Annotated in this window: 14 protein-coding genes; 8 read left to right on the top strand and 6 right to left on the bottom strand. The window is 62.8% G+C overall.

The features are described 5' to 3' along the window. Positions 1-112 precede the first annotated feature (112 nt). On the bottom strand, positions 113-1,111 hold the full coding sequence (gene trpS / locus B5T_RS20315; RefSeq protein ID WP_014996402.1) for a tryptophan--tRNA ligase: 999 nt from the start codon (positions 1,109-1,111) through the stop codon (positions 113-115). A 21-nt stretch (positions 1,112-1,132) separates the two neighbouring features. Next, positions 1,133-1,552, bottom strand: coding sequence for a PaaI family thioesterase (locus tag B5T_RS20310; RefSeq protein WP_014996401.1), 420 nt, complete (start codon positions 1,550-1,552; stop codon positions 1,133-1,135). Between the two features lie 156 nt (positions 1,553-1,708). On the opposite strand from B5T_RS20310, the gene B5T_RS20305 reads away from it, so the two are divergent. The 4 genes from B5T_RS20305 (at position 1,709) to B5T_RS20290 (ending at position 7,753) form a co-directional block, all read left to right on the top strand. Beyond that, the gene (locus B5T_RS20305; RefSeq protein WP_148279311.1) at positions 1,709-2,026 is read left to right on the top strand and encodes a hypothetical protein; all 318 of its coding nucleotides are present in this window, start codon (positions 1,709-1,711) and stop codon (positions 2,024-2,026) included. 118 nt (positions 2,027-2,144) lie between these two features. Beyond that, entirely contained in the window at positions 2,145-3,413 is a 1,269-nt protein-coding gene (locus B5T_RS20300; protein WP_229682906.1) for a TolC family protein, read from the top strand. Beyond that, positions 3,410-4,579, top strand: a complete 1,170-nt coding sequence (locus tag B5T_RS20295; RefSeq protein WP_014996398.1) for an efflux RND transporter periplasmic adaptor subunit — start codon at positions 3,410-3,412, stop codon at positions 4,577-4,579. The genes B5T_RS20300 and B5T_RS20295 overlap by 4 nt, the downstream gene beginning before the upstream one ends. Positions 4,580-4,609: 30 nt before the next feature. After that, on the top strand, positions 4,610-7,753 hold the full coding sequence (locus tag B5T_RS20290) for an efflux RND transporter permease subunit (RefSeq protein ID WP_014996397.1): 3,144 nt from the start codon (positions 4,610-4,612) through the stop codon (positions 7,751-7,753). A 43-nt stretch (positions 7,754-7,796) separates the two neighbouring features. Here the strand turns inward: B5T_RS20290 and B5T_RS20285 are convergent, their stop codons facing one another. Continuing rightward, positions 7,797-8,423 carry a hypothetical protein gene (locus tag B5T_RS20285; protein ID WP_014996396.1) on the bottom strand — a complete coding sequence of 209 codons (627 nt, stop codon included), beginning with the start codon at positions 8,421-8,423 and terminating at the stop codon, positions 7,797-7,799. Positions 8,424-8,474: 51 nt separating this feature from the next. Then, positions 8,475-9,935: a protein adenylyltransferase SelO gene (locus B5T_RS20280; RefSeq protein WP_014996395.1), complete on the bottom strand. Its 1,461-nt coding sequence runs from the start codon at positions 9,933-9,935 to the stop codon at positions 8,475-8,477. Between the two features lie 249 nt (positions 9,936-10,184). Between B5T_RS20280 and B5T_RS20275 the strand changes: the two genes are divergently transcribed. Together B5T_RS20275 and B5T_RS20270 are read left to right on the top strand one after the other, a co-directional pair. Next, positions 10,185-10,379, top strand: a complete 195-nt coding sequence (locus B5T_RS20275) for a hypothetical protein (RefSeq protein WP_014996394.1) — start codon at positions 10,185-10,187, stop codon at positions 10,377-10,379. Positions 10,380-10,525: 146 nt separating this feature from the next. Then, on the top strand, positions 10,526-11,329 hold the full coding sequence (locus B5T_RS20270; RefSeq protein ID WP_014996393.1) for a DODA-type extradiol aromatic ring-opening family dioxygenase: 804 nt from the start codon (positions 10,526-10,528) through the stop codon (positions 11,327-11,329). Between the two features lie 6 nt (positions 11,330-11,335). On the opposite strand, the gene nhaD is transcribed toward B5T_RS20270, so the two are convergent. Together nhaD and B5T_RS20260 are read right to left on the bottom strand one after the other, a co-directional pair. Beyond that, positions 11,336-12,565 carry a sodium:proton antiporter NhaD gene (gene nhaD / locus B5T_RS20265; protein WP_014996392.1) on the bottom strand — a complete coding sequence of 410 codons (1,230 nt, stop codon included), beginning with the start codon at positions 12,563-12,565 and terminating at the stop codon, positions 11,336-11,338. A gap of 127 nt (positions 12,566-12,692) precedes the next feature. Then, complete coding sequence (locus B5T_RS20260; protein ID WP_014996391.1) at positions 12,693-13,115, bottom strand: MerR family transcriptional regulator; 423 nt, start codon at positions 13,113-13,115, stop codon at positions 12,693-12,695. A 141-nt stretch (positions 13,116-13,256) separates the two neighbouring features. Here B5T_RS20260 and B5T_RS20255 point away from each other — a divergent pair, with 141 nt between their 5' ends. After that, entirely contained in the window at positions 13,257-14,165 is a 909-nt protein-coding gene (locus tag B5T_RS20255; protein ID WP_014996390.1) for a cation diffusion facilitator family transporter, read from the top strand. 14 nt (positions 14,166-14,179) lie between these two features. Beyond that, entirely contained in the window at positions 14,180-14,806 is a 627-nt protein-coding gene (locus B5T_RS20250) for a cation transporter (RefSeq protein WP_014996389.1), read from the top strand. The last annotated feature ends 42 nt before the right edge of the window (positions 14,807-14,848 follow it).

Here is a 14,848-nt window from a genome sequence, read left to right as displayed (position 1 = left end):
CTCCTGGGAAACCGGATCGCCGGGTGTACCGGCATGGACAGAGCCAGAGTAGGGCGGCGGGAACGGTGTGACGCTCCGTTCCTTGCTTTCGAATTCGCCGCCCGGGAGAGGGTCAGAGGATCGGCAAACCGAAAGCCCGTTTCAAGTCTTCCAGCACTACTCCGGTTTCTTCCCGCGCCGCCTGCGTGCCGGCCGTGAGGATACGCATCAATTCACCCTTGTCGGCGATGAAACGTTCCCGGCGTTCGCGGATCGGCGCCAGCAGCTCCTGCAGACATTCTTCCAGAACTTTCTTCACCTGTCCGTCGCCCAGGCCACCGCGCTGATAGTGTTCCTTGAGGCCCGCCACCAGGGCGTCGTCCGGATGGAAGGCGTCCAGATAGGTGAACACCACATTGCCTTCCACCTTGCCCGGGTCCTCGATGCGCAGATGGCCGGGGTCGGTGTACATCTTCTTCACCGCCTTGGAGATGTCCTTTTCGCTGGCGCCCAGCACCAGCGCGTTGCCCAGGGATTTGGACATCTTCGCCTTGCCATCGACGCCGGGCAAACGGGAAGCCTTGCCGATCAGCGCGCGGCACTCCACCAGCAACTCCTGGCCGGCCACGTTATTGACCTTGCGTACCACCTCGTTGGTCTGCTCGATCATCGGCAACTGGTCATCGCCCACCGGTACCAGGGTGGCGCGGAAGGCGGTGATGTCGGCGGCCTGGCTGATCGGGTAGGTCAGGAAGCCGGCGGGAATGGAGGCACCGAACTCCTTGCTGGCGATCTCCGCCTTCACCGTCGGGTTGCGTTCCAGCCGCGCGACCGTCACCAGGTTGGCGTAGAACTGGGTCAGTTCGGCCAGCGCCGGCAGGCCGGATTGCAGGCACAGGGTGGTGCGTTGCGGGTCGATACCCACCGCCAGATAGTCGGCCAACACATTGAGAATGTTCTCGGCGACCTTGGCCGGGTTGTGGCCGTTGTCGGTGAGGCCCTGCATGTCGGCGATCAGAATGGTCTGCGGGTACTGGTCCTGCAGCTCCACCCGGGCGCGCAGGGAGCCCACGTAGTGGCCGAGATGCAAGTGGCCGGTGGGACGGTCGCCGGTGAGAATCTTGTCGGTCATCGGGTTTCCTCAGTATGGGTATCAGCCTTTGGCCACCACTGCCTTGGTCACCGAGCCGGTGGCAATCAGCTTTTCGGTGCCGTCCGCGGCCTGGAAGAAGGCTTCGCCACGCATCGACGCCAGAGTACGGCCGAGCCGGTCCACACGCGTGCGGATCACGATCCGCCCTTCGCCGCTGGCACCGCGCAACAGGCTGGTATGGGTCTCGATGGACACCGCGTAGCGGTCCTCCGGCAACACCGAAAGCAGGGCGAGAAAGCTGGCTACGTCGAAAAAGGCGTAGAGTATGCCGCCGTGCAGATCCCCGGTGGGGCCCAGAGTGAACTCGTTCAGTTCCAGGGTGACCTCGCTCTCGCCATCGGCGCTGCGCACCAGGTTCAGGCCGCAGGCGCGGTGCAGAGGGCGGGCCAGGATGGTATCAATCAGGGTGTTTTTGTCCATGGTGCTCTCACAGTCAACATGGCGGCTCACTATGCCGTGCCGGAAGGAAACTGCAAGAGGGCCGGGGAACTTGTCATGGCACGCCGGTTCCAAGCATACTCAGGCGCGGCCGCGCTTCGTGCGTGAGTCGTGTTTCTTTACCGATATGGATCCGCCATGGTACTTCGACGTTGTATGGCTTTGCTGCTGCTGTGCGTGACCAGCTTTCATGTGCTGGTGACGGACGTGGCCAGCCATGAGCGGGTGCCAGTGACGGACGGCCATGAACTGAGCGTGGCCCTGGATCAGCCGGACCAGCATGCCGGCATCGAGCACCATGGCGGCGGCCAGCACTGCTGTCAGTGCCACGGCTTCATGGCATCCCCCGCCGTCGAGCAGAGCGCCCGGGCGCCCTTGCCGGTACTGGCGGACAGCCGGGTACCTGCTCTGCCGGTACCGCCCCCTTCCTCACCGTATCGACCTCCCATCGCCTGACTCCCGACATCGCTTTTGTCCACGGGAACCGTTGCCGGCGTTAGGCCGGAGTCTTCCCGTGTCCATTGGTCCGGACCCGTAAACCGATTTCGCCGGGTCCGAATCCGGAGTCATGATGATGCCTATCCTCCCTGTAAGGGCGCGGCCCCTGCTCGCCATGGGTGTTGCCTGCCTGACGGTGTTGCTGGTGGCGCCCGCTGCCGCGGACACCAGCACCTGGGCGCGCTGGGTCAACCGCGAAATGGCGGACCTGCCCGCCAACCGCGCCATTGAGGCGCGCCTGCAACGTGATCGGGTCGAGGCCCGCGCCCAGTCGCAGCCTCTGTACAACCCGGAACTGAACATCGGCTACGAAAACAGCACCGAAACCACACGCACCGTCGGTCTCGGGCAGACCCTGGACTGGTCCGGTAAAGGCCGTAGTGGTGCTCGCCTCGGTGACGTGCAGGCGCAACTGGCGGAAGTCCGCGCCGAGAAGGCGCGGGCACGATTGGCGGTGGATGTGCTTTCCGCTTTGGCCGCCTATGACGCCGCCCAGGCCCGCCTGCAGGGCGTCCGCGAGCAGGAGCAGCGCCTGTCGGATCTGCTGGCGCTGGTACGCAAGCGTGAGCGCGCCGGTGATCTGGGGCGCATGAGCGCGCAGTTGTCGTATCTGGCCCTGGGCCGGACCCAGCAAGCTCTGGCCGACGCGGAAAGTGAAGCCACCGCCGCCGAGACCCGCTTGCGCGCCGTATTCAATCAGGCGGCGCCGGATTACCCGTTGCCGGATGCCGGGCTATGGGAGGCGGATGGTTCCGTGGTGATGGATGCCGTCCGCGCGAAGGACAGTTATGACCTGCGTCTGGCCCGTCTGCAGGTGATGGCGGCGGAGCGTCAGGTGGAGCTCGCCGGCAAGCAACGCCGCACCGACCCCACCCTTGGCGTCACCGTTGGCCGGGAAGGCGAGGACAACCTGTGGGGGCTGGATTTCAGCCTGCCACTGCCGCTGTTCAATACCGGCAAAGCCGAGTACCAGGCGGCGTTGGCCGACGGTGATGCGCAACAGGCCCTGCTGGATCAGCAACAACGGGCGTTGAGCGCCGAAGTCGAAGGCGCGCTGATTGATTACCGGCAACGCCGCGCCCGCTGGTTGTCCTGGCGGGAACTGTCCGGAGCCCGCCTGGCGGATGCCGCCGACCTGCTGCAGCGCACCTGGCAACTGGGAGAAATCACCACCCAGGACTATCTGCAAGGCCTCAACCAGCGTCAGGACGCGCTATTGGCCGGCATCGCTCTGCGCGAGTCGATGCAAAAGGCGTGGCTGGAATGGCTCTATCAAAGTGCGCAATTGGATAGCTGGATCGAGATGTTGGCCGCCGGAAATCGGGGGCAGGGAGGACAATCATGAAGAACGTGATCACGAGAAAAAGAGTGGGACTTTGCCTGTTGCTGCTGGCCTTTTCGTCGGTTTGGGCGGATCAAGGCGAAGGGCATGACGATGGTGCTGGTGCCGCCGAGCATGAGCATGGCCAGGAAGAGTCCGCCGGCGAAGCAAATGGGCATGGTGATGATCTGACGCTGACCGAGGCGCAGCGACGTATGCTCGGGCTGCGCGTGATCACCTTGCAATCCGGTGCCGGCGCCACCCGTTCGCTGCGTTTGCCGGCGGAAATCACCAGTAATCTGTATCGCACCTGGGAAGTACCGGTGCGGGTGGATTCCCAGGTGCTGTCGCGCTCCGCCACCCTGGGCCAGCACCTGGAGAAAGGCGACCCTGTCGCCACCCTGTTTAGCGCCGAGATGGCTACCCTGCAGGCCGAGTTGCGAGCCGTGTCCGACGAATGGCGCCGGGTTCGTAGTCTTGGCCGTGCCACGGTGGGCAATCAGCGTTACCTGGATGTGCAGGGCCGTTACCAGGATCTGAAGGCACGAGGACGTGGTTACGGGCTTGCCGATGCGGATCTGGCGGACATCGAGAAGGGCAAAGGCGAAGCCGGCGTTTACACGTTGCGCGCGCCGGATACCGGCCTGGTTCTCAGCGACGCCTTCCAGCAAGGCCAGTGGCTCGCCGCCGGCAGTCCACTGATCACTCTGGTGGACGAAAGCGAACTGTGGGCGGAAGCGGCGTTGCCGCCACAACCGGGACTCAGAGTCGACACCGGTACGCCGGCCCGGGTGCGAGTTGGTGAGACCCAGGTGGACGGTGAGGTGATTCTCTCCGGTCACCGGCTCGATCCGGTCACCCGGACCATGGAAGTCCGTATTCGCGTTCCCAATGAAAACCATCTGCTCCATCCGGGGATGTTCGCCGACGTGGAGCTGGTGTTGCCGTTACCGGACAACGCCCTGGTGGTGCCGGAGGAAGCCCTGACCCGTGGTGGCGATGGCGACTGGCAAGTTTTCGTGGAGGAAGAGCCGGGAGTTTACGAAGCCCGTGAAGTCACTCCGGGACAAGCGCTGGATGGTGCCCGTGTGGTCGAGGGGCTGCCGGCGGGCACCCGTATCGTTACCCGAGGCGCCTTCTTCCTCGCCAGTGAACAGGCCAAGTCGGGCTTCGATGTCCACGCTCATTAAGGCCCACGCGGATCCGGCAAGGAGAACATTATGTTGAATCGCTGTATTGACTGGGCGGTGAACAACCGCTTGGTGGTGCTGCTTTTGCTGGTGATCACCGTGGGGGTGATCGCCTGGCAAATGCCACGCTTGAAACTGGATGCCTTTCCCGACGTCACCAACGTTCAGGTGCAGGTGAACACCGAAGCCCCCGGGCTGGCGGCGGAGGAAGTGGAGCAACTGATCAGCTATCCGATCGAAGCGGTGATGTATGCATTGCCGCAGGTGGCGGAAGTCCGTTCGATTTCCAAAACCGGCCTGTCCATTGTCACCGTGGTGTTCGAGGACGGCACCGACATCTACTTCGCCCGGCAACTGGTTTTCGAGCGTTTACAGGCCGCGCGGGAAGATATTCCCGAAGGGGTCGGTACGCCGGAAATGGGCCCGAACACCTCCGGCCTCGGGCAGGTGTATCAATACCTGCTCACCGCTGAACCCGGTTCCGGTATTGATGCCATGCAGCTGCGCAGCCTTAACGACTGGGTGGTGAAACTGCTGCTGATGCCGGTGGGCGGCGTTACCGACGTGCTCAGCTACGGTGGTGAAGTGCGGCAGTATCAGGTCAACGTCAATCCGACCCGCCTGCTGGCCTACGACCTGACGTTGCAGCAGGTGATGGAGGCCATCGCCGCGAATAATCGCAATGCCGGTGGCTGGTACCTGGATCGCGGCGCCGAGCAACTGGTGATTCGCGGCATGGGGTGGGTCGGCAGCGGCGAGCAGGGGCTCAGGGACATCGCCGCCATTCCTCTCAAGGAAGTCGACGGCACTCAGGTTCGGGTGCGTGACGTGGCGCGGGTGGAGTTCGGCGGTGAAATCCGTCAGGGAGCGCTGACCATGACCCGCCGCGATGCAGAAGGAAATCCGGAATTCCTCGGTGAAGTGGTGGCGGGCATTGTCCTCAAACGCATGGGCGCCAACACCAAGGCCACCATTGATGGTATCGAAGAAAGGGTGGAACGCATTCAGCAGGCGTTGCCGGACGGGGTGCGCTTCGAAGTGTTCTACGATCAGGCGGATCTGGTGGAAAAGGCGGTGAGTACGGTGGTCAGCGCGCTGCTGTTGGCGTTCCTGTTTATCGTTATCGTGCTGGCTCTGTTTTTGATGAACCTGCGTGCCACCGTGCTGGTGCTGTTGTCGATTCCCCTGTCCATTGGCCTCGCGCTGCTGGTGATGGCGAGCCTGGGCATGTCCGCCAATCTGATGTCCCTGGGCGGTCTGGCCGTGGCCATCGGCATGCTGGTGGACGGCTCGGTGGTGATGGTGGAGAACATCTTCAAACATCTGAGCCGCCGGGAGGGTGCTGATGATGCGCCCGGCGGCATCGCGTTGCGGGTCAAGGACGCCGCCCAGGAAGTGGCTCGGCCGGTGTTTTTCGCCGCCAGCATTATTCTGGTGGTGTTCATGCCGTTGTTCGCCTTCGAGGGGGTGGAAGCGAAGATGTTCGTGCCGATGGCGATCAGCATCATGCTGGCCATGGCCGCCGCCGTACTGGTGGCGTTGATCGTGGTGCCTTCGCTGGCGTCTTTCCTGTTCCGGCATGGTGTGGAAGAAAAACCCAATAAACTGGTCGGCTGGCTGGAAGCACGCTATCGCGCCCTGCTGGCAAGGGCTCTGGCCGCTCGCAAGGTGGTGATTGGTGGCGCGGTCGGCTTGTTGGTATTGGCGCTGGCCACGGTGCCGTTCATCGGTACTGAGTTCGTACCGGTATTGGAGGAAGGCACGTTGGCGTTACGGGTTACGCTGGCGCCGTCATCCAGCCTGGATACGGCGCTGGAAGTAGGGGAGAAACTGGAACGGGAAATCATGACCTTTCCGGAAGTGACCTACGCGCTGAGCCGGGTTGGCCGCGCGGAGATCGGCGGCGACCCCGAACCGGTCAGCAATGTGGAGATTTATATCGGCCTGAAACCGGTGGACCAATGGACTAGCGCCAGAAATCGATTGGAGTTGCAGGAGAAAATTGAGGAAAAACTGCAAGCCCATCCCGGACTGCTGCTCAATTTCTCGCAACCTATCGCCATGCGCGTGGATGAGCTGCTTTCCGGCGTCAAAGCGCAATTGGCGATAAAACTGTTCGGGCCGGATCTGCAGGTTCTACAGGAAAAAGGCGAGGCCATCACGCAGGCCGTGCGTGAAGTGAACGGTGCCACGGATGTGCAGCTTGAACAGATTGCCGGTGAGGCGCAGCTGGTGGTTGAACCGGACCGGAATGCACTGAGCCGCTATGGGCTCAGCGTTGATCAGGTAATGAGTCTGGTCAGCAATGGGCTCGGCGGCGGCAGTGCCGGACAGGTGATCAACGGCAACGAACGCTATGATATCTATGTGCGCTTCGAGCAGGCCGCCCGCCGCGACGCGGAAACCATCCGCAACCTGCGACTGCAGGCCGCCAATGGCGCCTGGGTGCGCCTGGCCGACGTGGCGCGGGTGGAACTGGTCACCGGGCCGCCGCAGATCAGCCGCGACGATGTGCAGCGGCGAGTGGTGATCCAGGCCAATGTGGCCGGCCGTGACATGGGCTCGGTGGTCGCGGATATCCAGCGTGCTATCGATGCCGAGGTGGATCTGCCGTCCGGTTACAACATCGATATCGGCGGCCAGTACGAAAACCAGCAACGGGCACAACAACGTTTGTCCATGGTGGTCCCGGTGGCCGTGGGGCTGATCGCCCTGCTGCTCTACTTTGCTTTCGGCTCGGTGGCCCAGGCATTGCTGATCCTGGTCAATGTGCCCCTGGCGTTGATCGGCGGCATTCTCTCCCTGGCGATCAGCGGCCAGTACCTGTCGGTGCCCAGTTCGGTGGGCTTCATCACCCTGTTCGGGGTGGCGGTGCTCAATGGCGTGGTGATGGTGGAAGCGATCAACATGCGATTGCGTGACGGCGAAAGCGTCGATCAGGCCGTCTTCGAAGGCGCGGTATCGCGGCTGCGTCCGGTGCTGATGACCGCGTTGACCTCCATGCTCGGGTTGATGCCGATGCTGTTGGCCACCGGCGTCGGCAGTGAAGTCCAGCGACCGCTGGCGGCGGTGATCGTCGGTGGTCTGGTCTCGGCCACGGCATTGACACTGCTGGTGCTGCCGAGCCTCTATGGCCTGTTTTCCAGGAAGAAGATAGAAGAGTTGCGGCGTTAGACAGGCCGCCCCGTCTTCCTTTCAAGGAAGGCGGGGCTGGGGATTAACTGCGTCCTTGCGGTTTCTCATCGAATGCCACGCCACTGAGCAGGGCTTTCAGCCTTGCAAAACCTTCCTCGCGGCTGAACGGGGCTTCCCGGGGAGGATCGTACACCTCCGGATTGGTGCCCTGGAGGACCAGATCGATGGCGTAGCAGGTGCCATGGTGAACGGCCCGGTAGGCGCGCAGACTCTGAAAATGGCTCATGGCGGCGTCGCCTCCGCGATAGGTGGTGAAGAGCGCGCCGTCCAGTTCGGTGGTGCCGGTCTCGCGTGATGTCGCCAGGGCACCGGGACGGGTGCAGTGTTTCACCTGGTCAGGATCACGACTGACCCCCAGACGCAGTTCGCCGGTGAGGATCTCGTCGGAGTCGTTAAGGCGCAACACCAGCAGCCGCTCGCCAGGGGTATCCGCATCGGCATCCAGCCGCCAGGCGGGGTCGCCGAAGTAGCCGCCGGTGTCCGTTACGGCGTGGGCCTGATGGTTGTCATAGGCCAGGCCGATGCCGTATTCGTCGCTGTGAAAGGCGTTGGGAGAGGCTTTCGTGCCGGTTTCTGCGGTGCTGTCGCAGCCGGCCAGCATAAGTAGCGCGACCAGCAAGGGAGCGGCTATCCGCCGGGTATTCTCCATGTGTTTTCCTTCCTTCTCGTATCGGCTCGCGTTTATATCCCGAGCGGGTGGTCAGGTGCCGCAGAAGGTTTGCAGTACCCGCTCCGTCGGCTTCGGCGGTTGCCGATAGTCATTGATGTCATCGCGATCCTGATAAGGGTGGGACAGCGCATCGAGCAGCCGGTGCGTGGGGCCGAGGTCATCGTCGCGCACCGCCGCGTTCAGGGCTTCTTCCACTTTGTGGTTGCGGGGGATCACCGCCGGATTGTGGTTGCGCATCAGACAGAACGAAGACTTGAGCGGTTTGGCGTTGCGGCTCAAGCGGGCTTGCCAGCGCTGGTGCCAGTTCTCGAAGGCGTCGTCCTGATAGATCTCATCCACCGGCGCGGTCTCGTCGATCAGGTCGCGGAACGTGTTGGTGTAATCCGCCTGGCGCCGCTGCATCCAGTCCAGCAGATCCTGGACCAGCGTGGCGTCCACCGGATCTTCTCCGAACAGGCCCAGCTTGGCACGCATCATCGCCAGCCATTTGTCGTCGTAGCGTCCGCTGAAGGACTTGATCACGTTGGTGGCTTTTTGCACGGCGGTGTCGGTGTCCGTGTCGATCAGCGGCAGCAGGGTTTCGGCGAAGCGGGTCAGGTTCCACTGGGTGATCGCCGGCTGGTTGCCATAGGCGTAGCGGCCCTGGTGGTCGATGGAGCTGAATACCGTGTCCGGGTGGTACTGGTCCATGAAGGCGCAGGGACCGTAGTCGATGGTCTCGCCGGAGAGCGCCACGTTGTCGGTGTTCAGCACGCCATGAATAAAGCCCACCCGCATCCAGTGGACGATCAGGTCCAGTTGCCGTTCCATTACCGAGTCCAGCAGTGCCAGGGCTTTGTTGTCGCTGTCACTCAGTTCCGGGTAATGGCGTTCCAGGGTGTAATCCACCAGTGTTTCCAGCAGCGCCGGGTCGCGCTGGCCGGCGGCGAACTGGAAGGTGCCCACGCGCAGATGCGAAGCCGCCACGCGGGTCAGGATGGCGCCGGGCAAAGCGGTTTCGCGGTATACCGGCTCTCCGGTGGCCACTACTGCCAGGCTACGGGTAGTGGCAATGCCGAGAGCGTGCATCGCTTCGCTGATCAGGTATTCCCGCAGCATCGGACCGAGAGCGGCACGGCCATCGCCGCCACGGGAAAAGGGTGTCCGGCCGGCGCCCTTGAGCTGGATGTCGCGGCGCCAGCCGTCGGGAGTGAGCTGTTCACCAAGCAGGATGGCGCGGCCATCGCCGAGCATGTTCGGATAGCCGAACTGGTGGCCGGCATAGGCCTGGGCGATCGGCTCGCTGCCTTCGGCCAGAGTATTGCCCGCCAGCAGAGCGGCGCCGTCCGGGCTGTCCAGAGCGCAGGCGTCCAGGCCCAGTTGCCCGGCCAGCGGGCCGTTGAACAGGACCCTAACAGGGGCGGCCACCGGTGTCGGTTCGCAGCGGGCGAACAGGCGCTCCGGCAGGCGGGCGTAGCCGTTGTCAAAATGGAAGCCGTAGGGACTGTTCATCCAATACTCCAGTCGGGAACTCCGGTGCGGGTCTGACAGAGTAACAGACCGGGGCGGCGGAAAAGAGGCATGACCGGGTGGTCAAAAAGAGCGAATACCGGACTATCGCATTGCGCTGGTTTCCATGAAAAGATTAATGAATCCGGCCGGGGAGGTCCGCTTGACGTCCCTGCATGGGCTGATAATAACAAAATGGGGCTTTCCTTCTCATGGAGAGCCTTCCATGGGATTCCCCGGGAGTAGCGGAGCATGAACAAAAAGCCTCTTTATCTGTTCCTCGTCATTTTCGCGCTGATGTTCTTCGCCAGTATGGCGCTGATGTTGTTCGCCGACCGTACTCTCTATCTGGCGCCAATCATCGGACTGGCGGGTATGATCTGGGCGTTGCTGCGCTTGCGTGGTGTGACCCGGATCGCTGGCATCACCATCGGCCGCAATGATTGACGTCGCCTTGGCGACGGGCTTTGCCGCCATGAATTCGGAGATTGCCGCAGCGGCTTCAAGAAAACTGATGTAATCGCACCAATTGCTGAATCCCTTGCCTGACGCCGATGCCGTACTCTGAACACAATCCGTGTTGGGAGTGATCCATGTCATTCGTTGCTTATGTTACTCATGGTGGTGGTCCCCTGCCGTTGCTCGACGATCCGGGGCATCGGGAGCTGGTCGCGTCGCTGCGTGAACTGACCGGGGTGGTGCCGCGTCCCAAGGCGATCCTGTTGATCAGTGCCCATTGGGAGGCGCCGGTGGCGTCGTTCACCGGCGGCGCTCGTCCGCCACTGATCTACGACTATTACGGCTTTCCCGAGCCCGCCTACCACCTGCAATACCCTGCTCCCGGCGATCCGGTCCTGGCGGCCCGCGCCGCCAGTCTGCTGCACGAGGCGGGTATCGAGGCACGAGTGGATAGGGAGCGTGGCTTCGATCATGGCCTGTTCGTGCCGTTGTCGCTGATGTACCCGGAGGCGGATGTGCCGGTGGTGGAGATGTCGCTGCTGGATTCCCTGGACGCCGGGGCGCACTGGCGCCTGGGCCGTGCGCTGGTGCCGCTGGTGGCGCAGGGCGTGGCGGTGATCGGTTCCGGCTCCTCGTTTCATAACATGGAGGTGCTGCGGGGGCGTGGCGATCTGGCGGAGGCGCTGGATGCCAATCGGGATTTCGAGCAGTGGCTGTGGCGGACCTGCCAGAACGGAGACTGGGACGAGGACGAGCGGGGAAAACGGTTGTGTGCCTGGCGTCAGGCTCCCGGTGGAACGTTCAGTCACCCGCGCGAGGAGCATCTGCTCCCCGCACTGGTGTGCGCCGGCGCCGCCGGCAAGCCGGCGGACCGGGTGTTCACGGGACGCATGGGCGAGGTGAGCGTCAGTTCCCTGCTGTGGCGGCCAGGGAACTGAGCGGACTCAAAGCATGACGCCGATGGCCAGTACGCCGAAGAAACCGACGGTGTAGGCGACGAACAGATAGCCGGCGTAGCGCAGGTAGCTGGCGAAGGTCAGCTCCTCGACCTTGCTCATGGCGACTACGCCGGCGGCGGAACCGATAATCAGCAGAGAGCCGCCCACGCCCACGGAGTAGGTCAGGGTCAGCCATTGCGGCAGCGTCATCTCGATACCGGATTTCAACAAGGCGGCGGTCAATGGCACGTTGTCGAACAGCGCGGAGACCATGCCCACCACGTAGTTGGCGGCGAGGGTCGGCATGATGTCGTACAGCTTCGGGAAATAGGCAAGGATGCCCAGTTCCTTGAGCATGCCCACCAGCAGCAGCACACCGAGGAAGAACAGCAGAGTGTCGAACTCGATCTTGCGGATGTAATCGAGTACCGGCTCGTCCTTGTTCATGAACTGCACCACCATGAACATCAATGACAGCCCGAACAGGAAGGTCAGCACCGGCGGAATACCAAAGGCCACGTTGGCGCCGATGGTGGTGAGGATGGTCATGAAGAACAACGCCGCCACCGCTTTGTCGCCGTGTCCGAAGGTGATGTCCCGCTTTTCCAGCTCCAGATCGCCCTTGAGTCCCAGGGAGAGCATGAACGCCAGACTCATCACCGCGACGAAGGCCGGCAGGCTCAGTACCAGCAGATCGACGATCTCCACCTTGTCGGCGAGGAAGATCATCAGCGTGGTAACGTCACCGGTGATCAACGCGGTACCGCCGGCGTTCACCGAGAACACCACCAGCACCACGTAGCGCAGCAGCTTCTTCGCCGGCAGTCGCAGGTTCATCAGCACCGCGATACACACCAGGGTGGCGGTGATGTTGTCGGCCATGGAGGAGAACAGGAAGGCGAACAGCCCGGTCATGATCATCAGCTTGCGCTCGGACATGCGCGAGGGCATCAGCCTGTTGACGATACCGTCGATAATGCCTTTCCCGGACAGGTAAGCGACAAACGTCATCGCCGCCATCAGGAACAGCCACAGGGTGGCAATATCGAGGAGCTGGTCGTTCAACTGCTCCATCAGGGCTTCATGGGTGAGATGAGAGGGCGGGGCAATAAAGAACAGAACCCAAACCAGGGATCCGAAGAACAGAGTGGTCTTGGCCTTGTCGATGTGAACCACGTCTTCGACGACGATGGACAGGAAGCCGAGAGCCACCAGGATAAGTAGCAATACGGTCATAGGGGACTTCCAAGGCAGGAATCAGCGGGGCGGATTCTAGCGCTTTTGGGTCAAGCTTGCGACCTTTTGGGCAAGGCCGTGGCGAGGGCCTGGACGGTCCTCATTCGCCGGCGGGAAATCGGCGTGTTCAGGCCAAGGGATGCCCGCTCTCACACAACCGGTGGTCGCGCAGAACCTCGATGATCCGGCACTGCCCCACCTCGCCGCCGCCGCATTCGCCGATCATCCGGTCCAGCTCCCGGCGTAACGTCATCAGTGACTCGATGCGGGCGGTGACCGCGTCCCGGTGGCGCCGGGCCAGGGCATCCACCGCCGAACAATCCCGATGCTCATCGTCGGACAGTGACAGCAACTCGCGGATATCATCAATGGTGAAACCGAGCGACCGGGCGTGGCGGATGAAGTGCAGCCGGTCCCTGTGCCGCTGCGTGTAGCGCCGTTGGTTCCCGGCGCTGCGGGCCGGTTCGGGCATCAGCCCGATCTGTTCGTAGTAACGGATGGTTTCCGCCTTGCAGCCGGTGTCCCGGGCCAAATCGCCGATGGAAAACATGCTGTCTCCTCTTGAAGCTGTAGCCGCTACAGGTATTCAAATAGGGGGACATCGCGGCCGTCAAGGACGGAACCGCAAGAATCGCGGTCCTGTAGCCCTGCCGGGGGATAACACGACCGCCACAAGCCAGAGGAGACGCGGATGCACGCGCACCATGGTCACGAACACGGCCACTCACACCAGGCGCCGGCCAGTTTCGGCAAGGCATTCGTCATTGCCATTTCACTGAACGTGGGCTTCACCGTGGTGGAGTTCATCTACGGGTTTCTGGCGCAATCCTCCGCGCTGATGGCGGACGCCGGCCACAATTTGTCCGATGTGCTGGGGCTGGTGGTGGCCTGGGCCGGTGTGTTGCTGGCCCGCAAGATACCGGATCAGCGGTTTACCTACGGCCTGCGCGGCAGCTCGATCCTGGCCGCCCTGGCCAACGCCATGTTCCTGATGATTGCCTGCGGTGCCATCAGTTGGGACGCCATTCGTCGTCTTGCTGATCCGCCGGAAGTGTCGTCGATGACGGTGATCGTGGTCGCGTCCATCGGCATTCTGGTCAACACCGCTTCGGCCTGGCTGTTCGTCAAGGGCAGCAAGGACGATCTCAATATTCGCGGCGCGTTTCTCCATTTGGCGGCGGATGCGGCGGTGTCCCTGGGCGTCGTGATCGCCGGTGTGGCGATCCTGCTGACCGGCTGGAACTGGCTGGATCCGGTGGTCAGCCTGCTGATCGTGGTGGTGATCGTGATCGGCACCTGGGGGCTGCTCAGGGAATCGCTGAAACTGGCGCTGAACGCGGTGCCGGCGCACATCGATTTGGACGAAGTGGAGGCCTGGCTGCGCGATCAGCCCGGGGTGCTGGATATTCATGATCTGCACGTGTGGGGCATGAGCACCACGGAAAGCGCCCTCACCGCCCATCTGGTGATGCCCAACGGCGCCGATGATGCCTTTGTCGATGGCGTGGCCGACGAGCTGCACCATCGTTTCCGTATTGAGCACGCTACTTTGCAGGTGGAGCGCGGCGACAGTGAACACGTCTGCGTGCTGCATCGCTGACAGGAGGTGGTTTCATGGCATGTTGCGAACCGGAATTGAAACCGGAGGCACCACCGGCTTACCGCCGCGTACTGATCGCGGTGCTGCTGATCAATATCACCCTGTTTCTGGTGGAAGCTCTGGTGGGGTGGTTCTCCGGCTCCAGGGCATTACGCGCCGACGCGCTGGATTTCCTCGGCGACAGCGCCACTTATGCCTTGACGCTGTGGGCACTGGGGCAGTCTCTGGCCTGGCGATTGCGGGCGGCGCGGATCAAGGGGGTGTCGTTACTATTGCTGGGACTACTGGTGCTGGCGGACAGTCTGCTGGCGATGACCAACGGCGCGCCGCCGCCGGGATACACCATGACTGGCATCGGCCTGCTGGCGCTGGCGGCCAATCTGACCAGCCTGGCGTTGCTGATGCGTTATCGTCAGGGCGACGCCAATATCCGTTCGGTATGGTTGTGTTCCCGTAATGACGCCGTCGCCAATGTGGCGGTGATCGGCGCCGGCCTGGCGGTAATGGTCAGCGGCAGCCACTGGCCGGATCTGATCGTGGCGGTGGCGATCGCCGCCCTGTTCAGTCACAGCGCCATGGCGATCCTGCGTCAGGCCAACGCCGAGGCTCGGGGAGAAGGCAGCGGTTGTTCCTCGTGCTAGCCGGGGCCGGTATGTATGCTACCGGCACGGTTGAAACAGAGG

Origin of the sequence: Alloalcanivorax dieselolei B5, assembly GCF_000300005.1 — a bacterium.
GTDB classification, from domain to species: Bacteria; Pseudomonadota; Gammaproteobacteria; order Pseudomonadales; family Alcanivoracaceae; genus Alloalcanivorax; species Alloalcanivorax dieselolei.
This window is presented reverse-complemented; position numbering and strand designations above follow the sequence as displayed.